21 protein-coding genes are annotated in these 22,872 nt (G+C 61.9%); 12 read left to right on the top strand and 9 right to left on the bottom strand.

Going from position 1 to position 22,872, the window contains the following annotated elements:
* Positions 1–9: 9 nt before the first annotated feature.
* The 4 genes from QO005_RS06215 to QO005_RS06230 are packed head-to-tail and all read right to left on the bottom strand — an operon-like array spanning position 10 to position 4,460.
* A complete protein-coding gene (locus tag QO005_RS06215) occupies positions 10–1,602 on the bottom strand; it encodes a 5-oxoprolinase subunit B/C family protein (RefSeq protein WP_307157133.1) in 1,593 nt (530 codons plus the stop codon).
* Positions 1,603–1,609: 7 nt separating this feature from the next.
* A complete protein-coding gene (locus QO005_RS06220; protein ID WP_307157134.1) occupies positions 1,610–2,416 on the bottom strand; it encodes a putative hydro-lyase in 807 nt (268 codons plus the stop codon).
* Positions 2,417–2,423: 7 nt separating this feature from the next.
* Positions 2,424–3,191 carry a LamB/YcsF family protein gene (locus QO005_RS06225; RefSeq protein ID WP_307157135.1) on the bottom strand — a complete coding sequence of 256 codons (768 nt, stop codon included), beginning with the start codon at positions 3,189–3,191 and terminating at the stop codon, positions 2,424–2,426.
* A gap of 15 nt (positions 3,192–3,206) precedes the next feature.
* Entirely contained in the window at positions 3,207–4,460 is a 1,254-nt protein-coding gene (locus QO005_RS06230) for an NRAMP family divalent metal transporter (RefSeq protein WP_307157136.1), read from the bottom strand.
* A gap of 252 nt (positions 4,461–4,712) precedes the next feature.
* Here QO005_RS06230 and QO005_RS06235 point away from each other — a divergent pair, with 252 nt between their 5' ends.
* Positions 4,713–5,375 (top strand): GntR family transcriptional regulator, encoded by a 663-nt coding sequence (locus QO005_RS06235; protein WP_307157137.1) that lies wholly within the window; start codon positions 4,713–4,715, stop codon positions 5,373–5,375.
* Here the strand turns inward: QO005_RS06235 and QO005_RS06240 are convergent, their stop codons facing one another.
* Positions 5,376–5,840, bottom strand: coding sequence for an Lrp/AsnC family transcriptional regulator (locus tag QO005_RS06240; protein ID WP_307157138.1), 465 nt, complete (start codon positions 5,838–5,840; stop codon positions 5,376–5,378).
* Between the two features lie 162 nt (positions 5,841–6,002).
* Here QO005_RS06240 and QO005_RS06245 point away from each other — a divergent pair, with 162 nt between their 5' ends.
* On the top strand, positions 6,003–7,016 hold the full coding sequence (locus tag QO005_RS06245) for a 1-aminocyclopropane-1-carboxylate deaminase (protein WP_307157139.1): 1,014 nt from the start codon (positions 6,003–6,005) through the stop codon (positions 7,014–7,016).
* Positions 7,017–7,140: 124 nt separating this feature from the next.
* On the opposite strand, the gene QO005_RS06250 is transcribed toward QO005_RS06245, so the two are convergent.
* Together QO005_RS06250 and QO005_RS06255 are read right to left on the bottom strand one after the other, a co-directional pair.
* Positions 7,141–7,593 carry a hypothetical protein gene (locus tag QO005_RS06250; RefSeq protein ID WP_307157140.1) on the bottom strand — a complete coding sequence of 151 codons (453 nt, stop codon included), beginning with the start codon at positions 7,591–7,593 and terminating at the stop codon, positions 7,141–7,143.
* A gap of 300 nt (positions 7,594–7,893) precedes the next feature.
* Positions 7,894–8,778, bottom strand: coding sequence for a GNAT family N-acetyltransferase (locus tag QO005_RS06255; RefSeq protein ID WP_307157141.1), 885 nt, complete (start codon positions 8,776–8,778; stop codon positions 7,894–7,896).
* Positions 8,779–8,967: 189 nt separating this feature from the next.
* On the opposite strand from QO005_RS06255, the gene argE reads away from it, so the two are divergent.
* The 10 genes from argE (at position 8,968) to QO005_RS06305 (ending at position 20,209) form a co-directional block, all read left to right on the top strand.
* On the top strand, positions 8,968–10,089 hold the full coding sequence (gene argE, locus QO005_RS06260; protein ID WP_307157142.1) for an acetylornithine deacetylase: 1,122 nt from the start codon (positions 8,968–8,970) through the stop codon (positions 10,087–10,089).
* 243 nt (positions 10,090–10,332) lie between these two features.
* Complete coding sequence (locus tag QO005_RS06265) at positions 10,333–11,256, top strand: 2-hydroxyacid dehydrogenase (RefSeq protein WP_307157143.1); 924 nt, start codon at positions 10,333–10,335, stop codon at positions 11,254–11,256.
* Positions 11,257–11,373: 117 nt separating this feature from the next.
* Complete coding sequence (locus QO005_RS06270) at positions 11,374–11,727, top strand: cupin domain-containing protein (protein WP_307157144.1); 354 nt, start codon at positions 11,374–11,376, stop codon at positions 11,725–11,727.
* Positions 11,728–11,732: 5 nt separating this feature from the next.
* The gene (locus tag QO005_RS06275) at positions 11,733–13,196 is read left to right on the top strand and encodes an aldehyde dehydrogenase family protein (RefSeq protein ID WP_307157145.1); all 1,464 of its coding nucleotides are present in this window, start codon (positions 11,733–11,735) and stop codon (positions 13,194–13,196) included.
* A gap of 30 nt (positions 13,197–13,226) precedes the next feature.
* Positions 13,227–14,684, top strand: a complete 1,458-nt coding sequence (locus tag QO005_RS06280) for an NAD-dependent succinate-semialdehyde dehydrogenase (RefSeq protein WP_307157146.1) — start codon at positions 13,227–13,229, stop codon at positions 14,682–14,684.
* Between the two features lie 122 nt (positions 14,685–14,806).
* A complete protein-coding gene (locus QO005_RS06285; RefSeq protein WP_307157147.1) occupies positions 14,807–15,004 on the top strand; it encodes a hypothetical protein in 198 nt (65 codons plus the stop codon).
* A 10-nt stretch (positions 15,005–15,014) separates the two neighbouring features.
* A complete protein-coding gene (locus tag QO005_RS06290) occupies positions 15,015–16,628 on the top strand; it encodes an ABC transporter substrate-binding protein (RefSeq protein WP_307157148.1) in 1,614 nt (537 codons plus the stop codon).
* A 132-nt stretch (positions 16,629–16,760) separates the two neighbouring features.
* Positions 16,761–17,711, top strand: coding sequence for an ABC transporter permease (locus QO005_RS06295; protein ID WP_307157149.1), 951 nt, complete (start codon positions 16,761–16,763; stop codon positions 17,709–17,711).
* Between the two features lie 3 nt (positions 17,712–17,714).
* On the top strand, positions 17,715–18,548 hold the full coding sequence (locus tag QO005_RS06300) for an ABC transporter permease (protein WP_307157150.1): 834 nt from the start codon (positions 17,715–17,717) through the stop codon (positions 18,546–18,548).
* Positions 18,548–20,209 (top strand): ABC transporter ATP-binding protein, encoded by a 1,662-nt coding sequence (locus QO005_RS06305; protein WP_307157151.1) that lies wholly within the window; start codon positions 18,548–18,550, stop codon positions 20,207–20,209. The genes QO005_RS06300 and QO005_RS06305 overlap by 1 nt, the downstream gene beginning before the upstream one ends.
* 225 nt (positions 20,210–20,434) lie before the next feature.
* On the opposite strand, the gene QO005_RS06310 is transcribed toward QO005_RS06305, so the two are convergent.
* Together QO005_RS06310 and QO005_RS06315 are read right to left on the bottom strand one after the other, a co-directional pair.
* Positions 20,435–21,331 (bottom strand): DUF937 domain-containing protein, encoded by an 897-nt coding sequence (locus tag QO005_RS06310; RefSeq protein ID WP_307157152.1) that lies wholly within the window; start codon positions 21,329–21,331, stop codon positions 20,435–20,437.
* Between the two features lie 118 nt (positions 21,332–21,449).
* The gene (locus tag QO005_RS06315; RefSeq protein WP_307157153.1) at positions 21,450–22,823 is read right to left on the bottom strand and encodes a glutamate--cysteine ligase; all 1,374 of its coding nucleotides are present in this window, start codon (positions 22,821–22,823) and stop codon (positions 21,450–21,452) included.
* Between the last annotated feature and the right edge of the window lie 49 nt (positions 22,824–22,872).

A 22,872-nucleotide genomic window follows, 5' to 3' on the forward strand; every position in this document is an offset into this window, starting at 1 on the left:
TGTCTCCTCTTATTTTTGGTGTGGCGCGATCTCTGCGAAAGCCTTCAGAGGCCGGAAGCGGATCGTCGCGTGAATGGGAATTTGACCGGCAAGGTCGAGATGGTGCTCGGCCACCGCCCCGATGACAGGATAACCGCCGGTGAGCGGGTGATCGGCCAGAAACAGCACCGGCTGTCCGCTATGCGGCACCTGAATCGCCCCCGTTGCCGTGCCTTCGCTGGGCAGTTCGGCGCTGTCCTTGCGCTCGATGGCGATCTCGCCGGAGAGCCGGATGCCGACCCGGCTCGATTGCGGCGTGACCTGAAAGCTCTGCGCCGTCAGTGTTGCAAGACCCTTTTCGGTAAACCAGTCGGCGCGCGGTCCAAGCACCACATCCAGCACCACCTCTTCCTTCGCGGCGGGCAGGTCGAAGGCTGGCAGTTCATCGATGGAGACCGCCGTAAGGCCGCGGCGATCTCCTTGCAGCGCCAGCACGGTTCCAGCCGTGACCGGCTCCGGCCCGACCACGGCCAGCGTATCGGTGGCGGCGCTGCCCAGCACCGGCTTTACGGCAAAGCCGCCGCGCACGGCGAGATAGGACCGCATCCCGCGGGCCGGATGACCGAGCGTCACCACATCGCCAGCCTCCAGCGACACCGGCTGGTAGGCTTGCGCCTCCGTCATCCTGCCGGATACGTCCCGAATGCTGATCGGGCAGGGCGCACCGGCAAGGCCGATCACGGCACGGCAGGTCACCTCGAAGGAAAAGCCGCCAAGGGTCACTTCAAGTGCCGGCGTGTTGAACGGATTGCCGACAATGCGGTTGGCGGCATTGAAGCTGCTACGATCCAGTGCGCCTGACGCCGAAACCCCCTGACCCGTCTGGCCGAAGCGGCCCAGATCCTGAAACACGGGCGGCATGGGCGCGGCCAGAACCCTGATCTGCGGGGCGTTTTCCGGGATCGGTTCCGGCTCGGCCTTCGCAGCCTCGACGGGGATCACGGTCTTTTCCTTCGCCATGTCGATGAAGCGCACCCGGTAGCCCGGCTGGAACAGCGCGCCGGGATCGCGGTTGATGTCCCACATTTTCAGCGGCGTCGAGCCGATCAACTGCCAGCCGCCGGGACTGTTTTGCGGATAAACTCCGCTAAAGGCCCCCGCCAGCGCTACGGAGCCTGCGGGAATGCGCGTGCGCGGGCTCTTGCGGCGCGGCACATGCAGCTTGGGATCGCCGCCGACCAGATAGCCGAAACCCGGCGCAAAGCCGCAAAAGGCCACCGTAAACAGGCTCTCCGTGTGGCGGCGGATCACCTCTTCCACCGAAAGCCCCGTCAGTTCCGCCACGTCGGGCAGATCCTCGCCATCATAGGTGACGGGAATGTCGACAAGCTTGTCGGAGGGCGGGATTTTCGCGGAAAGATCGCGCCCCGCTATCTCTCCCGCCAGCGTCTCGGCGCTGATTTTTTCCGGTCGGAAACGGATCATCAGCGTGCGCGCGGCGGGCACCATTTCCTCGATGCCGATGACAGGATCGGCCTCAAGCGAAGCGAACAGCGCCAGCGTCTCGTCGAGATCGGCCAGTTCCACCAGGATCGTCGTCAGGCTGACGGGAAGAAAGCGCATGGAAACCTCAGGCGTGATAGGCGGAATCGGGAATGTCGGTGATGAACATGTGCCCCGGCGCATGGGTAATGGCAAAGGGCACTTTCGAGGCCATCACGGCGGCTTGCGGGGTGACGCCACAGGCCCAGAAGACCGGCACTTCACCGGGCTCGATGCGCACGGCATCGCCGAAATCCGGCTTCGCCAGATCGGCAATGCCGATATCGTGAGGCGCGCCGACATGCACGGGCGCGCCGTGAACGGCAGGAAAGCGCCCGGAAATCGTTGCCGCATCCGCCACGCGGCTCGCCGGAATGGGCCGCATGGAGACGACCATATTGCCGGTCAACCGGCCCGCCGGGCGGCAGGCGCGGTTGGTCAGATACATCGGCACATTGGTCTTGTCGGTGATGTGGCGGATTTCGATGCCCGCCTCCACCATCGGCGTCTCGAAGGTAAAGCTGCAGCCGATCAGGAAGCTGACGAGATCGGGATGCTCGCCCCAGGCCGCACGGGCATCGGCCGTTTCTTCGACAAGCTTGCCGTCACGCCAGATGCGGTAAAGCGGCAGGTCCGTGGCAAGATCGGCATCGGGCGCCAGTTCCGTGCGGCGCGAGCCGGGATCGGACACATCGAGAACCGGGCAGGCCTTTGGATTGCGCTGCGCATAGAGCAGAAAATCAAAGGCCCAGTCGCGCGGCAGCACGATCATATTGGCCTGGGTAAAGCCCGGCGCAACGCCCGCCGTCGGCGCCACCGCGCCTGCGCGGTAGCGGCCACGGGCGTCGCGTGCTGCCGTCGCATCCACATGCGAGAGATAATCCCTGGATATCATGGCAGCCTCAAACCGTTGGAACAAAGGACGACACGGCAATGCCTTCGGCTGCAAACCGCTTGGCAATCGTCTCGGCAATCGCTACCGCGCCGGGGCTGTCACCATGCACGCAGATGGACTGCGCCTCGATTTTGATGATGCTGCCGTCAATGGCCTCCAGTGTGCCTTCCCGGGCAAGCTGCACCATGCGATCGGCGATTTTTTGCGTGTCATGCAGCACGGCGCCTGCCTCGCGGCGGGAGACAAGCTCGCCCTTCGGCGTATAGGCGCGGTCGGCAAAGGCTTCCGCGACGGTCTTGAGGCCGGATTTCTGCGCCAGATCGAGGATCGGCGCATTGGCAAGGCCCATCAGCACCAGCGAGGGATCGATGGCCTTGATGGCGGCGATCACCGCCTGACCCTGTTTCGGGTCGTGGGCGATGCGGTTATAGAGCGCGCCATGCGGCTTCACATAGCGTGCCGTGGTGCCTGCGGCAGCGGCAAGACCCTTCAGCGCGCCGATCTGGTAGATGACGTCACCGATCAGTTCTTCGCTGGTGACATCCAGATCGCGGCGGCCAAAGCCGACGCGATCGGGGTAGGAGACATGCGCGCCGATAACCACGCCCCTGTCGGCGGCGGCCTTCACCGTCCGATAGATTCCAGCCGGATCGCCGGCATGGAAACCGCAGGCAATATTGGCACTGGAGACGACGGCCAGCATGGCGGCGTCATCGCCCATGCGCCAGGCGCCGTAGCTTTCACCAAGGTCGCTGTTGAGATCGATGGCGGGCATGGTTTCCTCCTTGAATTAAAGGCCGAGCAGGGCGAAGATCGGGCCGATGGCCTTATAGCCCATATACCAGGTCAGGGCGGCGGTCAGCGCGCCGAGCACCAGCAGCCATGCCGGATATTTGTATCCTTCCATGAGATCCTGACGCTTCCACGCGGCATAGATGAAAATGGAAAAGCCGATGGGCAGGATAAGGCCGTTGAGACCGCCGACAAACACCAGCATCTGGGCAGGCGGCGTGGTGATGACCACGTAGAAGAACAGCGAGACGGCAATGAAGATCACCGTTGCCATATTGCGGGCGCGGTCGCTCATGTCCTGCTTGAAGACGGTGAGGAAGGAGACGGACGTGTAGGCTGCGCCGATGACGCTGGTAATGGCCGCCGCCCAGAGAATGACGCCGAAAATACGCAGGCCCAGATCGCCAGCCGCCGCCTGGAACGCCTGCGCTGCCGGGTTCGCGCCCTTGCCCGAGGTGTCGATGACGAGGCCACCTGCCACGACGCCGAGAACGGCGAGGAACAGCACGAAGCGCATAAGGCCGGTGACGGCAATGCCGGTGAGGGCGGCGCGATTGACGGCGGCGAGATTTTCACGGCCCACCATGCCCTTGTCCAGCAGGCGATGCGCCCCTGAATAGGTGATATAGCCGCCCACGGTGCCGCCAACGATGGTGACGATGGCCGCAAAATTGATGGTGGAGGGCAGGACCGCTTCATAAAGCGCCTGACCGACCGGCGGTCCCGAGACGATGGCGACAAACAGCGTCAAGGCGATCATCATCACCCCGGCGAGGATGATGAAACGGTCCACCAGCAGCCCGGCGCGGCGCGACAGAAAAATGCCGATGGCAATCAGTGCGCTGATGCCGCCGCCGATCTTGGGATCGAGGCCCAGCATGGCATTGAGCCCAAGGCCGCTGCCGCCGATATTGCCGATGTTGAAAAATAGCCCGCCGACAATCACCAGAACGGCAAGCAGATAGCCGGAGCCGGGAATGGCGGCATTGGCAATGTCGGAGGCGCGCCGCTTGGTGAGCGTCACGATCCGCCAGATATTGAGCTGGACCACGAAATCGATCAGCACCGAGGCAAGAATGCCAAAGGCGAACGCTGCCCCGAGAGAGGCCGTGAACGTGGCGGTCTGGGTAATGAAGCCCGGCCCGATTGCCGAGGTCGCCATCAGGAAAATGGCGGCCATCAGGGAATTGCGACGGCTCTTGCTGCTCTCTGCCTTTTCTGGGCTGGTCTGGCCCGGTGCCGTATGTTGCATGGCGATGTCCTTGTTCTTGTCATCCGCCCCTCGCGGATGTTGTGGCCATCACTCTGCCATGTTTTACGGGTCCGTCAATATTGTTGAACAATAATTCGATATTGCTCTGCAATATTGTTCAATTGTGCAGCGCATTGCGCAAGCCTTGATCAGCGATTGCGCATTGCTTGTGCAAAGATGCGGTGCTGCGGGCGGCTCACTTGCCGGTAATCGGGGCATCGGCAATAGTCCTCGCAACAACAGGACCGTGCCATGACTGAAGAGAACGAAGCGCTTTCCCTTGCCGAACGGCTGGCCGGCCAGATCCGCGACAGGCTGATTGCTGGCGAATTAAAACCGGGGCAGCGTCTTTCGGAGGCATCCCTCAGCAGCCAGCTCGACGTGTCGCGCAATTCGCTGCGGGAAGCGTTCCGGTTGCTGACCAAGGACGGGCTTCTGCATCATGAGGCCAATCGCGGCGTCTTCGTCGCCACCCCCAGCATGGCGTCGATCATCGATATCTACCGTGTGCGGCGGCTGGTGGAGTGCCGGGCACTGGAGCAGGCCTTTCCCCATCATCCGGCGGTCAGGCGCATGGGGCAGGCGGTGGAGCAGGCCCATGCCTGTCTGAAGGCCGAGGACTGGCAGGGCGTGGGCAGCGCCAATATGCGCTTCCACGGCGCCATCGTCGATCTGGCCGATAGCAGCCGCCTCAATGATTTTTACGCCCGCATCGCCGCCGAACTGCGCCTGAGTTTCGGGCTGCTGGCCGATCCCGAACTGCTGCATGCACCCTTCGTGCCGCTCAACCGGGAAATCCTCGAACTGGTGCTGGCGGGCAAGTCAGCCGAAGCGGCCGCCTCACTCGACGCCTATCTCCAGCGCTCCGAGCGCATGGTGCTGGCGGCCTTTGCCCGATCCGTCGAAACTGCGTGATCAAAAATCCAAGGGCCTGTTATCGACCACCTCTTTCATCACGAAGAAGGTGCGGGTCTGGCGCACGCCGGGCAGTGCGATCAACTGGCTGCCATGGATGCGATTGAAATCGGCCATGTCGCCGACGCGGATTTTCAGGAAGTAATCGAAATCCCCCGCCACAAGATGACAATCCAGCACGCAGCTCAGCTTTGCGGCTGCGGTTTCGAAATCAGCAAAACTGTCCGGCGTCGAGCGGTCCAGCACCACGCCGACCATGACCAGCGTGCCGAGATCGAGTTTTGATGGGTCCACCAGCGCCCGCACCCCGGTGAGGTAGCCATCCCGAAACAGCCGCTGGATCCGGCGGTGGCAGGTCGCGGGGCTGATGGCGACGGTTTCCGCCAGCTCCGCATTGGTCAGCCGCCCATCCTTTTGCAACAGGCGCAGGATTTTCAGATCGATGCGGTCGAGCGGTTCTGCCATGAAAGAAGCTTTCGAAAAGCAATGGAATATTGGTGGATATTGAGTAAATGAGAGGAAGAAGCGTAGTCAATGAGGAAAATTGCACAGAGAATTAGAAAGGACGTTTCATCCTGCTTCCGCTAGTCTTTCCCTCGGTTTCACCCTTGCAACACCGGAAAGACCATGCTGGAAAAATTCGAACGCTATCCGCTCACCTTCGGCCCCACCCACATCGAAAAGCTGCAACGCCTCACCGACCATCTTGGCGGCAAGGTGCAGATTTACGCCAAGCGCGATGATTGCAATTCCGGCCTTGCCTATGGCGGCAACAAGCTGCGCAAGCTGGAATATATCATTCCCGATGCCATCGCCTCCAATGCCGATACTCTGGTCTCCATCGGCGGCGTGCAGTCCAACCACACCCGCATGATCGCCGCGGTTGCCGCCAAGATCGGCTTCAAGTGCCGTCTGGTGCAGGAAGCCTGGGTGCCGCATGAGGATGCGGTTTATGACCGCGTCGGCAATATCATGCTGTCGCGCATCATGGGCGCGGATGTGCAGATGGTGGATGACGGCTTCGACATCGGCATCCGCAAGAGCTGGGAAGACGCCATCGAGGATGTGAAGGCCAAGGGCGGCAAGCCTTATCCCATTCCCGCCGGCGCCTCCGTCCATAAATATGGCGGCCTCGGCTATGTCGGCTTTGCCGAAGAGGTGCGCAAGCAGGAAGAGGAGCTTGGCTTCAAGTTCGACTATATCGTCGTCTGCACCGTCACCGGCTCCACCCATGCCGGGATGACGGTGGGCTTTGCCAAGGATGGCCGCGCAAACAGGGTGATCGGCATCGACGCCTCCTTCACCCCGGAGAAGACCCGCGCCCAGGTGCTGGAGATTGCAAAGCGCACCGCCGACCTGGTGGAGCTTGGCCGCGAGATCACGGCAGAGGACGTAGTGCTGATCGAGGATTACGCCTATCCCGTCTATGGCGTGCCCTCGGAAGAGACCAAGGAGGCCATTCGCCTTGTCGCGAAGCTGGAGGCCATGATTACCGATCCGGTCTATGAGGGCAAATCCATGCAGGGCATGATCGATCTGGTGAAGAAGGGCTATTTCCCGGAAGGCTCGAAGGTTCTCTACGCCCATCTCGGCGGAGCACCGGCGCTGAACGGCTATGGCTACGCCTTCCGCAACGGCTGAAAATCGCATGAAAAAGGCGGCTTTTTGTTTACGCATTTCCGGACGGAAAACCGGTTTCCACTTTTCCGGAAAATGCTCTAAAAGCCGCCTTTTTTCTATTTTCGAGAAAACCCTTTTCCGGTCTTCAGTAGCCTTTGCCACCGACAACGCGGCGCAGCGGCTGGGCTGCGGGCTTGGCAACGGTGTTGGCATTGGCTGCGGGCTTTTCCAGCGGGCGGCGCAGCGGCTGGGCCGGGCGCAGCGTAAACGGCTTGGCGGCCACGACAGCCACAGGCTTGACCACCTGCTTCGGCTTCTTCGGACCGTTGATCCAGCGCATCAGGGCTTCGAAGCCATGGCGCGCCTCGCGCTTGGCAACCTTCAGCCCATCCTCGCTCAACTGACAGGTGGCGCCGATTTCGCGCCAGTTCAAACGCCCTGCATGCAGCGGCGGCAGTGCGCGGCGCATGGTCAGGCTCAGCATATAGCTGCGCAGGTTGGTATAATCTTGCTTGCCCAGAACAGGGGCAAGGCGCACCTCACAGAAGCTTTCAATCTTCGCGTGGAAGGTGGCAATGGAAGGCATAATTTGCGGCATCTACTCACAACTCACTTTGGCCGGCGCATCGTGGAATGGCCGGGCCCGGGCAGGTAAGCGATGTCTGTTAATGAAAGGTTGCGGAATGCACAAGAGGTCTTATCGCACGGCGAAAAATCTTCAGCTATTCCAAAAACGCAGAGCTCGCATTTCAGGTCTTCGGAGAGAAAATAGAAATTAATCAACAGGTTGGGGTTGAAAGCGCGAAGAAGCGTGCAAACTTGACTTTTAAAGCATAATTCGACCGGAGTGAAACGAGGATCGATAAAATTATGCTTCAAAAATAAAATGCTAGAGCGCTCAGCCCACCGCCTGGCTGGCCAGGGCATAGGTCAGCATGCGTCCCGTCTCGCCGCCCACAACTGGCCAGGGCGCATGAAGCGACATGGTGGTGACGGTATCGAAGACGGTGAGCCCGCTTTGCTGGACAAAGGCGGCGAAAGCCCCGGTGGCCTGGCGGGTATCCAGTCTCAGGAATTGCCCCTGATGCGCCGCCACATGCGGCGCCGTCACGGCAATCGCATCCGAATCATTGGCGGCCACCACCGGGCCTATCACATGTCCGCGACCGAAGGGGCGGCAGAGCGAAAAGGCCTGGAGTTTTCCATTCCGTTCAAGGCCGATCGCCGTTGAGTGGGCAAGCAGCATGGTCATCAGCGGTTCCCGCCCCGCGCCAAAGGCCGCCTTGTCCAGCGCCACCATGGCGGCCAGATCCGCCGTGCCGAGGCTGCGGATCGCACATTCCGGCGTCTCGGTTGCAGCGTATGACGCCTCTCCCTGGCATTGATAGACGGTCGCTTCCACATTGAAGCCGAGGGATAGATAGAGCCGCTTTGCCGCCGCCGTCGCGCTCAGTCCCAGCCGCAAGCCCTGCGTGCGCTCCAGCACATGATCCATCATCCAGCGGCCAGTGCCCTGCGTTTGCAGGCGCGGCGAGGTGATGACCATGCCGATGGTGGCGAAATCGTCCTGCATGGGAAACCACATGGCCGTGCCCATCACGCGGCCGATCCCGTCGCGTGCAACGATGCCCTGCCCGAACGCCTTCAGGAAAGCCCAGTCCTCCGGGCGGTGCGGCCAGCGCACGCCAATGGAGAGCGCATGCAACGCCTCCACGGGAATATCGGCAATATCGGCCAGTTCAAACGCGAAGGATTCGATCTGGATCGAGTTGCCTACCGCCACGGGTCTCTCCTTCCCTGTTTATTTTACACCCTGTTTTACGGATCATTCTGCGGCGGTAGCGGCAACATATTCAACTTCTATTCCACGCCTTCCCGGCAGGTTTTGCCGAAGTGAGGCCAAGTGGAGCAGGCAAAACTCCCTTGAGCGGATAAAACTCTTCAACGGCGACAGTCAGGAACGAGGTGAAACATGGATTGCGTGGCATTGCTGGAAAAGCTCATCGGCTTTCCCTCGCTGGTCGGCACGGGGAACCACGCCATTGCCGGCTGGATTGCCGATTATGCCAGCACCCATGGCGCCGCTGTGCATCTGCTTCCCGGGCCGGAAGGCGACCGCGCCAATCTCTTCATCACGCTGGGGCCGGTGGACGCGCGCGGCTATATCCTCTCCGGCCATATGGACGTGGTGCGCGCCGACGAGCCGCAATGGACGAGCGATCCCTTTACCCTGAGGCAGGAGGGTGCGCGGCTCTACGGGCGCGGCACCAGCGACATGAAGGGCTTTCTTGCCGCCTCGCTCGCCCTTCTGCCGAAACTTGCGGGCAAGCGCCTGAAAAGGCCGCTGCATCTCGCCTTTTCCTATGACGAGGAGGCCGGATGCCGGGGCGTGCCGCATCTTCTGGCGCATTTGCCGGCGTTGTGCGACATGCCGCTCGGCGCGATTATCGGCGAGCCGAGCGGGCTTCAGCCCATTCTGGCGCATAAGGGCAAGGCGGCGGCCCGGCTGACGGTCACCGGCAAATCCGGCCATTCCTCGCGGCCCGATCTGGCGCTCAATGCCATTCACGGGCTCTCGCAGGTGCTGTCCACCTGCCTCTCCGTCAGCGCGGCGCTGGAAAAGGGGCCTTTCGATCCTACCTTCGCGCCCGCTTACTCCACCTTGCAGGTGGGCGTGATCTCCGGCGGGCAGGCGGTCAACATCATTCCCGCCGACGCGCGCATCGAGCTTGAGGTGCGCGCCATTGCCGGCCAGTCGCCAAAGGACCTGCTGCACCCGGTCGAGCGTGCGGCTGAGGCGCTGACGGAGGCTGGCTATGGCGTGGACTGGGTGCTGCTCAGCGAGTACCCGGCGCTGGCGCTTGATCCCACCTCGGCGCTGGCAGCGCTGGCGCGGGAGATCTCCGGCCAGGAACCGCTGGCCGCCGTCAGCTATGGCACGGAAGCCGGTCTCTACCAGCAGGCAGGCATGGAAGCGATCATCTGCGGCCCCGGCGACATTGCCCGCGCCCATAAGCCGGATGAGTTCATCACCCGGGATGAACTCATCGCCTGCGAGGCGATGCTGGAGCGGCTTGCGGCGCACTTATTTTAGGACGGATCGACATTCAGGCTTGAGCGGGCTGCAAACGGCAATTTGTCTCAGCTTCCGGTACTCATGTACCTTAAGTACACTCCGTTCCGGTTCTCGAAAATCACCGTTTTCGCCTCCCTCCAGCCTGAATTTCGATCCGTCCTAAGCCGCTTTTCAGCCGGATGTGCCGTCGTCTGTCCCGGATTCAGCGTCTTCTACCGCCTCGCTGCGGCACAATCTGCTGAACGCAAACAGGATGTGCCCATGGCCTTTCTTTTCAATTCCGATGCAGCGCGGGGCGCGATCTTCCGGGCGGCCTTTGCCGAGGCGCTGCCGGATTTGCCCTTCCATATCGGCGCGGCGGACGTTGACCCGAAAGCGGTGCGCTATCTCATCACCTGGACGGTGCCGGAGGATCTGGCGCGCTACGAAAATCTCGACATCCTGTTTTCCATTGGCGCGGGCGTCGATCAGTTCAATCACGACCTCGTGCCGCCGCAGGTCAAGATCGTGCGCATGGTGGAAGAAGGCATCGTGCGGATGATGCAGGAATATGTGGCGCTTGCCGTTCTCATGCTCCATCGCAACCTGCCGGTCTATCTGGCCCAGCAGCGGGCGGGGGAATGGAAAAGCCATGCCGTGCTTCAGGCGCCTGAGCGGCGCGTCACCGTGCTGGGGCTCGGCATGCTGGGCAGTGCCGTGCTGGAGCGGCTGAAGCCCTTTGGCTTTGTTCTTCAGGGCTGGAGCCGGTCAGAGCGGCAGATCGACGGCGTCGATTGCCGCCATGGCGTGGAGGCCCTGCCGCAGCTTCTGAAGGAAACCGATACGCTGATCTGCCTTCTGCCGCTGACGCAGGAAACGCGCAGTTTTCTCAATGCAGACCTTTTCGCCATGCTGCCGGAAGGCGCATCCCTGGTGCAGGCGGGGCGCGGGCCGCAGTTGGACCAGCCTGCCCTGCTGGCGGCGCTGGAAAGCGGTCATCTGTCCGGCGCGGTGCTGGATGTGACCGATCCCGAACCGCTGCCCGCCGATCACCCGCTCTGGCATCATCCCAGGGTCATCGTCACCCCGCATATCGCCAGTGTCACCCAGCCGGAAACGGCAGCCCGCTCCGTCATTGCCGCCATTCGCCGCCATGAGGCGGGGCTTGCCCCCGAAGGTCTCGTGGACCGTCAGCGCGGTTATTAGAGCGCCGATCTGATTGAATCAGATCGGCGCTCTAACATTTTATTTTTGAAGCATAATCTTGTCGATCCTCGTTTCACTCCGGTCGGATTATGCTCTAATTTCCAAAAGGACAGTCCCATGGCCCTCATCAAGACCCTCGATCTTCATCCCGCCTTCGAGCCCAAGCACGCCAAGCCCGATCCCGACCGGCTGATCGAGGGCGATCCCGCCTTCAAGACCTGGGCGCAGGACGCTTCGAAGGAAGGCAAGGTGCTGACAGGCATCTGGGAAGCGACGCCGGGCCTGACCCATTCCATCAAGGGTGAGCGCTTCGAATTCTGCACCATTCTCGAAGGTCTGGTGGAAATCACCGAAAAGAACGGCGAAACCTATACCTACAAGGCGGGCGACAGCTTCGTGATGAAGCCCGGCTTTGTCGGCACCTGGCGCACCATCGAGACCGTGCGCAAGATCTATGTCGTGGTGGATTGAGCGCCATGGGCCTGAGCTTCGATCCTGACAGCATCGACCTGCCTATCGGCCATTTCATCGGCGGCAGGCTGCACCCCGCGCCCGGCGAAATCGAGATGCGGCGGCCATCGGACGGGCGTGCCTATGCCGCCTGTCCGAAGGCTGCTGCTGACACCGTCGATCAGGCCGTCGAGGCCGCGAAGGCGGCGCTGAAGGAGAGCGGCTGGGCCACGATGCGCCCGCGGGAGCGGGTGCGGGCCATGCAGGCCTGGGCCGATCTGATCGAGGCGGAGGCCGAGCCGTTGGCAAGGCTGGAGGCGCTCTCCTCCACCCGGCCCATCGGGCAATTGATCGCGGGCGACATTGCCGTCACCGCCGAGCAGATCCGCTTCTTCGCGGAATTTGCCGACAAGGAAGGCAGCGACGTGGTGCCGACGGATGGCGCAAGCCTCGGCATGACGATCAGCGAACCCTACGGCGTGGTCGGCGCCATCACGCCCTGGAACTTTCCGGTCTCCATGGCGGGCTGGAAGCTGGGGCCAGCGCTGGCGGCGGGCAATGCCGTGGTGCTGAAACCCTCGGAAATGACGCCCTTTTCCAGCATTCGCCTTGCGGAGCTTTCGGTCAAAGCGGGGATTCCGGCCGGTCTCATCAATATCGTGCTGGGGGATGGTCCCGTCACCGGCAATGCCATGACCGGCCATCCGGAGATCGCCAAGATCTCGTTCACCGGCTCCACCGGCGCGGGCGAGGCGATCATGGCCAATGTCGCCCGCACCGGCATCAAGCCGATGACGCTGGAACTGGGTGGCAAGAGCCCGCAAGTGGTCTTTGCCGATGCCGATCTGGACAAGACGGCAGATGCGATTGCCACCAGCATTCTCTTCAATGCTGGACAGGCCTGCGTGGCGGGCTCGCGGCTGATCGTCGAGGAGAGTGTGGCAGAGGCGCTGTCGGCTCTGATCGTGGCGCGCATGCAGGCCGCAAGGCCGGGGCCGACGTGGGATGAAGCGACGCGCTATGCCCCGATCATCTCGCAAAAGCAGCTGTCACGCATGGATGGCATCGTTCAGTCGGCCATTGCCGCAGGCGCGGATTGCGTGACGGGCGGGCGCGTCATGCAGCATGAAGGCTATTTCTACCAGCCGACACTCCTCGCCGGCGTTACCCCGTCTTCGCCGGCCGTGCTGGAGGAAATCTTCGGCCCGGTGCTGACACTGCAAACCTTCCGCGACGAAGAGGAGGCGATGGCGCTCGCCGACCACCCCACCTATGGACTTGCGGCAGGGCTCTTCACCCGCGATCTGTCGCGGGCGGTCAGGCTGACCCGCAGGCTTCAGGCGGGCACAGTCTGGGTCAATCGCTATAGCCGCTCGCGCGATCACATCCTGCCCACCGGTGGCTACAAGCGCTCCGGCATCGGCAAGGATCTGGGCCGCGAAGCCTATCTTGCCAATCTGAAATCCAAGAGCGTGCTCATCGCGCTTTGAAATCAACTATTCTAAAGGCCGGGGTTTTCCATGTCCGAGTTGAAAGACAAAATGCTGTTTCGCGAGCAGGGTCTGATTGGTGGCCACTGGCGGTCCGCCGCCTCCGGCAAGGTGGTGGAGGTCATCAACCCCGCCACGGGAAAGGTGATGGGCATGGTGCCGGATATGGGCGGCGACGAGACCCGCGCCGCCATAGAGGCCGCCAATGACGCTTTTCCGGCCTGGAAGCAGAAGACCCATGGCGAACGTGCAGCGCTTCTTGAAACATGGTTTGCGCTGATGATCGAGCATGTCGAGGATCTCGGCCTGCTCCTGACACTGGAACAGGGCAAGCCGCTGGAGGAGGCAAAGGGCGAAATCCGTTACGGCGCATCCTTCGTCAAGTGGTTCGCCGAAGAGGCCCGCCGCATCGGCGGCCACACGATTCCATCCCCCACGCCGGATCGGCGCATCGTCGTGCTGAAGGAGCCGGTTGGCGTCTGTGGCATCATCACCCCCTGGAACTTCCCCAATGCCATGATCACCCGCAAGGTCGCGCCCGCCCTCGCGGCTGGCTGCACGGTGGTGATCAAGCCCTCGGAATTCACGCCGTTTTCGGCACTGGCGCTCGGCGTCTTGGCCGAGCGGGCGGGCATTCCGGCGGGCGTCATCAACATTGTGACCGGCATGCCCGCAGAGATCGGCAATGAGATCATGGCCAATGAGACGGTGCGGAAAATTTCCTTCACCGGCTCCACCCGCGTCGGATCGCTGCTGATGCGGGGGGCTGCCGATAGCGTCAAGCGGCTGTCGCTGGAGCTTGGCGGCAATGCGCCCTTCATCGTCTTCGAGGATGCCGATCTCGATCTGGCGGTGGAAGGAGCGATCGTCTCGAAATTCCGCAACGGCGGGCAGACCTGCGTCTGCGCCAACCGCATTCTGGTGCAGGCCAGCGTTTACGATGATTTTGCCGCCCGGCTTGCCGCCCGGGTCAATGCCATGAAGGTGGGTCCGGGCACGCAGGCGGGCGTCACTATCGGCCCGATGATCAACGAAGCGGCGATTGCCAAGATCAACCGCCATGTGGAAGACGCGCTTGCCAAGGGGGCTGAGATCATCACCACGCCGCACCTGCTTCCGGACGGCGCGCAATATACCGCGCCGGTGGTGCTGACCGGGGCGACCACGGGCATGCAATTGGCCGTGGAGGAAACCTTCGGCCCCGTCGCGCCGCTTTTCCGCTTCGAGACGGAGGAGGAGGCCCTTGCCATTGCCAATGGCACGCCCTTCGGCCTTGCCGCCTATTTCTACACGGAAAGTCTCAAGCGCTCCTGGCGGGTGGCCGAAGCGCTGGAATTCGGCATGGTCGGCCTCAATACCGGGGCCATTTCCACCGAGGTTGCGCCCTTTGGCGGCGTCAAGCAATCCGGTCTCGGCCGGGAGGGCGCTCAGGCCGGCATTGAGGAATATCTGGAATTGAAGAGCTTCCACATCGGCGGGCTCGCCTGACATGTCCAGGCCGGTGCGGCCCGAAATATCGCCAGTGCGCGAGATTCGCAATTTTCTGCCGTGTGGTGATCGGGTTTCGGCTAAAAACCGGCCCCGATCTTGCCAAACTAAAGATCAAGCTGATGAACGACAGCCTCGCAAAGAGGGGGTTTGCCAGCGATACGCGGATTTTTCCCCTCATCCCAGGTGAAGTTGCCGCGTTTCAAGCCCGGGAGGCTTGTTTCGGAAGACAGCAGATCATGCCGTGGCGGATGAAAGCCCGGCCATTCATCGGCGAACCCGGCAGCCACAAGCCGGGACGTCAAAATCTAAACAAGTAAGGGGAACGTCATGCAAGACAGCAAGATCACCAATTGGACCGCGGCTGACGACGCCATGGTCGAACATGCCATTCGCCGCGGCGCCACCCGCCGCGAGCTTCTGCAATTGCTGCTGGCCGGCGGCGTTGCCCTTTCGGCTGGCGGCGCCATTCTGGGCCGCGCCGGCCAGGCGCTGGCGGCAACGCCCGTCAAGGGCGGCAATATGAAGGCCGCAGGCTTTTCCGCCTCCACCGCCGATACGCTGGACCCGGCCAAGGCCTCGCTTTCCACCGATTACGTCCGCTGCTGCGCCTTCTATAACCGCCTGACCTTCATCGACAAGAGCGGCGTGCCGCAGATGGAACTGGCCGAAAGCATCGAAAGCGCCGACGCCAAGGTCTGGACCGTGAAGCTGCGCAAGGGTGTGACCTTCCACAGTGGCAAGACGCTGACCTCCGCCGATGTCATCTATTCGCTGAAGCGCCATCTCGACCCGGCGGTGGGCTCCAAGGTCAATGCGCTGGCCAAGCAGATGACCGGCTTCAAGGCCGTGGACGATCTGACGGTGGAGATCACGCTGGCCAATCCCAATGCCGACCTGCCGACCATTCTCGGCATGCACCATTTCATGATCCTTGCCGACGGCACTACGGATTTCACCAAGGCCAACGGCACGGGCGCCTTCGTCTGCGAAGTGTTCGAGCCCGGCGTGCGCTCCATCGCCACCCGCAACAAGAACTACTGGAAGGGCGAGGGCGCCCATCTCGACAGCTTCGAATTCTTCGCCATTGCCGATGATACGGCCCGCGTCAATGCAGTGATTTCCGGCGATGTGCAGCTTGGTGCGGCGGTCAATCCGCGCGCCACGCGCCTTGCCGAAAGCCAGCCGAATGTGAAGCTTTCCAAGACCACCTCGGGCAATTACACCAATCTCAACATGCGCCTCGACATGAGCCCCGGCGACAAGGCCGGCTTCATCGAGGGCGTGAAATACCTGCTGAACCGCGAGATGATCCAGAAATCCGCTCTGCGCGGTCTGGCCGAGGTTGCCAATGACCAGCCGGTTTCGCCCGCGAACTTCTATTATAATGCCGAGCTGAAGCCGAAGGCCTTCGATCCGGACAAAGCCAAGTCGCTGTTCCAGAAGGCGGGTCTTCTCGGCCAGTCCATTCCGGTTGTCGCCTCGGATGCCGCCAACTCCTCCATCGACATGGCGATGATCCTGCAACAGGCCGGTGAAAAGATCGGCATGAAATTCGATGTCCAGCGCGTGCCCTCCGATGGCTACTGGTCGAATTATTGGCTGAAGGCGCCGATGCATTTCGGCAATATCAACCCGCGCCCGACGCCGGACATTCTCTTCTCGTTGCTCTATGCCTCCGATGCGCCGTGGAACGAAAGCCAGTTCAAGTCGGAGAAATTCGACAAGATGCTTCATGAGGCCCGCGGCATGCTGGATCAGGGCAAGCGCAAGGAAATCTATGGCGATATGCAGGCCATGATCGCCAATGAGGCCGGAACGGCTATTCCCGTCTGGCTTTCCAACGTGGATGTCATATCCTCCAAGCTTCAGGGTCTGGAAGCCAACCCGCTCGGCGGCATGATGGGCTATGCCTTCGCCGAATATGTGTGGCTGGAAGCCTGATCGCGATTGCGGCGGCGGGGGCTTAAAGGGCCCCTGCCACTGTCCACGAAAGCGTGCCGTGATCCTTGTGTCTGGTCGTCACGCTTTCAGTCTTGTTTTGACGCATGTCTTGTCGGGGAAGGGGAAGCGCCCATGACCTCCCGTGTCCTGCCGCTGGTGCTCGGCCGTATCGGTCTTGCCGTGGTAACACTGACCATCGTGTCCTTCGCGGTCTTCGTGGCCACGGCGCTGTTGCCGGGTGACGTGGCGCAGATCCTGCTCGGCCAGTCCGCCACACCGGAGGCAGTGGCGGGCCTGCGCACCGCCATGCATCTCGATGAACCGGCGCTCTTTCGCTTCCTGCGCTGGATTGCCGGTCTCTTCACCGGCGATTTCGGCATGTCCTATGCCAACAACATGCCGGTGGGACAGTTGATTGGCGCGCGGCTTTTGAATTCGCTGAAGCTTGCGGGTGTCACGGCCCTTCTCTCCGTGCCGGTGGCGCTGACGCTCGGCATTCTGGCCGCCATCTGGCGCGGTTCGCTGTTCGACCGGCTGGTGACGGTGATGACGATTGCGGTGATCTCTGTGCCGGAATTCATGGTCGCCACCTCCGCCGTGCTGCTGTTTGCGGTCTATCTCAAATGGCTTCCCGCCCTGTCGCTGGCCAATGAGGTGCAGTCCTTCGGGCAATTGCTGAAGGTCTTCGCCATGCCGGTGATTACACTCAGCTTCGTGATTTCCGCCCAGATGATCCGCATGACCCGTGCCGCCGTGGTGGAGACGCTGAGCACGCCCTATGTGGAAATGGCCCTGCTGAAGGGGGCCTCTCCCGCCCGGCTGGTGCTGAAACATGCGCTGCCCAACGCCATCGGCCCCATTGCCAATGCGGTGGCGCTGTCACTCTCCTATCTGCTTGGCGGTGTCATCATCGTCGAAACCATTTTCAACTATCCGGGCGTGGCCAAGCTGATGGTGGATGCCGTGGCCACCCGTGACCTGCCGCTCATCCAGAGCTGCGCCATCATCTTCTGTGCAGGCTATCTCGTGCTGATCACCATTGCGGATGTGATTTCCATCCTCTCCAATCCGAGGCTGCGCTGAGCCATGGAAAAACTCTCCCGCAGCACCGGCTATCGCATCAACCTCGTCGGGCTTATCGCCTTTGCCGTGATTGCTTTCTGGGCGGCGGTGGCCATCGCCGCGCCCTGGATCATTCCCTATCCGATCGGCGATATCGTCGATTTCGACTATTTCGGGCCGATCTCCGGCCAGTTCTGGATGGGTACGGATTATCTCGGCCGCGACATCCTCTCGCGCATTCTGATGGGCGCGCGCTACACTGTCGGCATTTCGCTGGCGGCGGTCACCATTGCCTGCTTTTCCGGCGTGGCCATCGGCATGGCGGCGGCGGTGATCGGCGGCTGGGTGGATACGGTGCTCAGCCGGCTGTTCGACAGCCTGAACTCCATTCCCAGCAAGCTTTTCGGCCTGGTGGTGGTGGCGGGCGTCGGTTCCTCCATTCCGGTGCTGATCGTCACGCTGGCGGTGATCTATACGCCGGGCGCCTATCGTTTCGCGCGTGCGCTGGCGGTCAATATCAACACCATGGATTTCATCTTCGCTGCCCGCATTCGCGGCGAGGGCCTGACCTATCTGATCTTCGAGGAAATCCTGCCGAATATTCTGGGGCCGGTGCTGGCCGATCTCGGCCTGCGCTTCGTTTTCATCGTGCTGCTGTTGTCGGGCCTGTCCTTCCTGGGGCTTGGCGTGCAGCCGCCCAATGCCGATTGGGGGGCGCTGGTGCGGGAAAATATCGGCGGCCTGCCCTTTGGCGCACCGGCGGTGCTGTTTCCCTCGCTGGCGATTGCCTCGCTCACCATCAGCGTCAATCTCCTGATCGACAACCTGCCGAAGAAGATCCGCGACCGGAGCGCATAATGGCCAATCTCGTTGATATTCGCGATCTCAAGGTGGAGGTCAAAACCGATTCCGGCCGCAGGATGGACATCATCCGGGGTGTCAGCTTGCAGGTGGCGGAAGGGGAAATCGTGGCGCTGATCGGCGAAAGCGGATCCGGCAAGACGACGATTGCCCTGTCGCTGATGGGCCATACCCGCGCAGGCTGCCGCATTTCCGGCGGCTCGGTGATGCTGGCGGGCGAGGATATCGGCGCCATGAGCGAACGGCAGCGGGCCAAGTTGCGCGGCACCCAGGTATCCTATGTGCCGCAAAGTGCGGCAGCCGCGTTCAATCCGGCCCATACCATCATGGAACAGGTGATCGAGGTGGTGCGCATCCACGGGCTGATGCCGGTGGACGAGGCGAAGAAAAAGGCCGTTGCCCTGTTCAGGGCCCTGTCGCTGCCAAACCCGGAAACGATTGGCGATCGCTATCCGCACCAGGTTTCCGGCGGCCAATTGCAGCGGCTCTCCGCCGCCATGGCGCTGATCGGCGGGCCGAAGCTGGTGATCTTCGACGAGCCGACCACGGCACTGGATGTCACCACGCAGATCGAGGTTCTGCGCGCCTTCAAATCGGTGATGAAGTCCGGGGGCATGGCAGGCGTTTATGTGTCGCACGATCTGGCGGTGGTGGCGCAGATCGCTGACCGGATCGTGGTGCTGAAGGGCGGCGAGGTGCTGGAGGAGGGCGAGACGGAAAGCCTGCTCACCCATCCGCAGCATCCCTATACACGGCAATTGCTCGCCGCCTTCGAGCCCGCGGCCTATGTGCCGCCGCCCGTGGTGGATATGCCGATCAAGCGGCCGCTGCTGGAAGTGACGGATGTGGTGGCCGGGTATGGTACGCCACAGGCCAACGGTCTGCCGCTGATGGTGGCCGTCAAGTCTGTGCGATTTTCGCTGGATGCGGGCCGCAATCTCGGCATTATCGGGGAATCCGGCTGCGGCAAGTCCACGCTGGCGCGGGTGATTGCCGGGCTTTTGCCGCCGGTTTCAGGCTCGATCATTTTCGACGGCAAGGAGCTTGCCGCCCATGGCCGCCACCGGCTGCGCGAGGAATTGCGCAAGATGCAGATCATCTTCCAGTTCGCCGATACCGCCCTCAACCCGGCCAAATCCATCAGCGATATTCTCGGCCGCCCGCTGACCTTCTATCACGGCCTGAAGGGCGCGGGGCGCGAGGCGCGCATCAACCAGCTCCTCGATATGGTGCATCTGCCGCAGACGGTGAAGCACCGCCGCCCCTCCGAGCTTTCCGGCGGGCAAAAGCAGCGCATCAATCTGGCCCGGGCGCTTGCCGCCGAGCCCAAGCTCATTCTCTGCGATGAGATCACGTCCGCGCTGGACACGGTGGTCGCTGCCGCCGTGGTGGATCTGCTCAAGGAGTTGCAGCGGGAATTGTCGCTGTCCTACATCTTCATCAGCCACGATCTTTCCACCGTGCGCTCCATCTGTGACGAGGTGATGGTGATGTACAAGGGCGAGAATGTGGAGATCACCGATCCGTCCCGTCTGGGCGGCGAAGGCAGCCATCCCTATTCCCGCCTGCTCTATGCCTCCGTGCCGAAATTGCAGGTGGGCTGGCTGGACGGGCTGGACGCCGATGCCGAGATGGCGGCGGCGCTCGCCGGGCGTTAGAGCATTTTCAGGAAAAGTGGAAACCGGTTTTCCGTCCGAAAATTCGTAAAAACAAAGACTTAGAGCGTTTCAATGTTTCCGTGAAACAATGAAACGCTCTAGAGCATAATTCGACCGGAGTGAAACGAGGATCGATAAGATTATGCAGTAGCGTCGGCTCCTGTGTCCCACTTTTCCTCAAAACACGTCAGACTGTCTCCGGTAAAACTGGAAACCTGTTTTATCTCACTTCCCTTCCGGCTCCACCGGTTCGGGTTCGGCCTGCGTCTTCGAGCCCTTCATATAGGTCTCGAAGATCTGCTCCATGCTTTTCTGGTAGCTCTTCTGCACTTCCAGTCCGCTGTCGAACATGGTGTTGACCATGCTGCGCATGGCCTCCTTGGCTTCGGCCTGCGGTTCGGGCTTGGGCGGTTCCGGAGTTTTGGGCGCCTGCCCGAGCGAGGCGCTGACCATATCCGTCCAGGCCTTGGCGAAGGGATTGTCGAGAAAGGGATTGGCCGTTTTGGCTGCCGGCTCCGTCTTGATCCCGGCCATGTCTTGCCAGGCATTGACGAAGGGCCAGGCCTTGACGAAAGGATTGTCGAAGATCGGGTCGGGCTGCTTCGGCTTGGGCTTCGGCTGGAAGCCGGTGGCCTGCAACCATTGCTCTACCATGGGGCCGAAGGGCGTGCCGGAAAAGGCGTTCTGCGTATCGGAAAGCTGGCCCATGCCCTGCTTGAACAAGCCGCCCATGATGGTATCGGCCACGCCCGGCAGCATGCGTTTGAGAATATCCTGACCGATGCCGGTGATCTGGGCGGCCTGCGCGGCAATGGCGCGTGACACCTCCTTTGAGCCGAAGAGCTGTTCCAGCACGCGGTTGCCGTCGGCAATGCCCTCGGGGGTGAAGGCCTTGCCGAGATCTTCGAAATAGCGGGCATAATTGCCGGAATAGATCGCCGAAAACAGGGCGGAGAGATCATAAGGATTGGCGGCCGTCCGTTTCAACCCGGAGGAGAAGGCGGGCGCCAGTGCCGCAAAGGCTTGCGCGGCCTGCTCCTGCGCCAGGCCGAACTGCTTGGCCATGGCCTCCACCGCTGCTCCGTTCTGGGCCCTGAGCATCATTTCAAACAGTGGAATCATGGCGCTTTCCTCACTCCGTCGCTTCTTTCAGCGACTATAACGGGAAAACGATTCTTGCCTACTGCATATCCTTCAGTCTCAAGCGTTTTCAGGCCAGTGAACGCCCATGCCGCCGGGATCAATAGCGATAGGCGTCGAAAACAGGCTTCACACTGCCGTTCCAGTCGCCGTGATAATGCGCAAGCATCTCCTCAGCCAGTGTCCGGCCCTTTTCAAGAATCGTATCAAGCGGCGCGAGATAGAGGGTTTCATCCTCACCCTTGCCGTTCAGAAGGTTCCGGTTCTTCAGGCCGGAGCGGGAAATCGCCACCACGTCGCGGGCAATCTCCAGCAGGCTACGGCCATCGATCTTCGCCTTCAGTCCCGCCGTCGGCACGCTGGCGCGCAGTGCCGAAACGGCTTCGAAATCCCAGCCGGATGTCAGCTCATCGGCGCTGGCAAGTGCGGCATCGTCGTAGAGCAGCCCCACCCAGAAGGCGGACAGCGCCGGAATATGGCTTTCCGGGCCGTTATCGGCGCCGCGCATTTCCAGGAAGCGCTTCAGCCGCACATCGGGAAACAGGGTGGACAGATGGTTGGTCCAGTCCCCCATGGTCGGCTGCCAGGCGGCAAGCGCGCCCTTGAGAGCGCCGTTCATGAACTGCCGGAACGTGACGTGGGTACAGTCATGGTAACGGCCGTCGCGCACCACGAAATACATCGGCACGTCCAGCGCCCAGTTTACGTAATCGCCGAAACAGAAATCCGGCTGGAAGGTGAAGGGCAGGAGCCCGGCGCGCTGGTTGTCGGTGTCGGACCAGATGTCGCCGCGCCAGGACTGGAAGCCGTTCGGCCTGCCATTGGTAAAGGGCGAGGCGGCAAAGAGGGCGGTGGCGAGCGATTGCAGCTTCATCGACACCCGCATTTTGCGGCGCATGTCGGCTTCCGAGGAAAAGTCGAGATTCACCTGAATGGTGGAACTGCGATACATCATGTCCAGACCCTTGCTGCCCACCTTGGGCATATAACGGGTCATGATGTCGTAGCGGCTTTTCGGCATGCGCGGCGTTTCTTCCAGCCGCCAGAGCGGGCTGCCGCCGACCATCAGGAAGGAGATGCCGAGCGGATCGCAGATCTCTTTCAGCATCTGCATATGCTTGAGTGTTTCCGTGGCCGTTTCATGCAAGGTGGCAAGGGCCGCGCCCGACAGCTCGAACTGGCCGCCGGGCTCGATGGAAATTGCACCCTGGCCGCTGCCGCCGGCCAGACCGATGATGTTTTCGCCATCCATGATCGGCTCCCAGCCGAGCCGGGCCTGCATGGCCTTGAGGATCGCGCCGATCCCGGTTTCGCCCTCATAGGGCACGGGCGACAGATCCCGGGTATAAAAGCCGAATTTCTCATGCTCTGTGCCCAGCCGGAAGGCCGATTGCGGCTTGGACCCCTCTGCCAGATAAGCCGCCAGAACGTCCACGGAGGCAAGCGGCGTATCGTCAATCGTATCGCGGGCCATGAAGCATCCTTGTCGAAAATCCGGACCTTGGGTTTGGGGTGATAGGGCG

This window comes from Allorhizobium paknamense, from assembly GCF_030815125.1.
Taxonomy (GTDB): Bacteria; Pseudomonadota; Alphaproteobacteria; order Rhizobiales; family Rhizobiaceae; genus Allorhizobium; species Allorhizobium paknamense.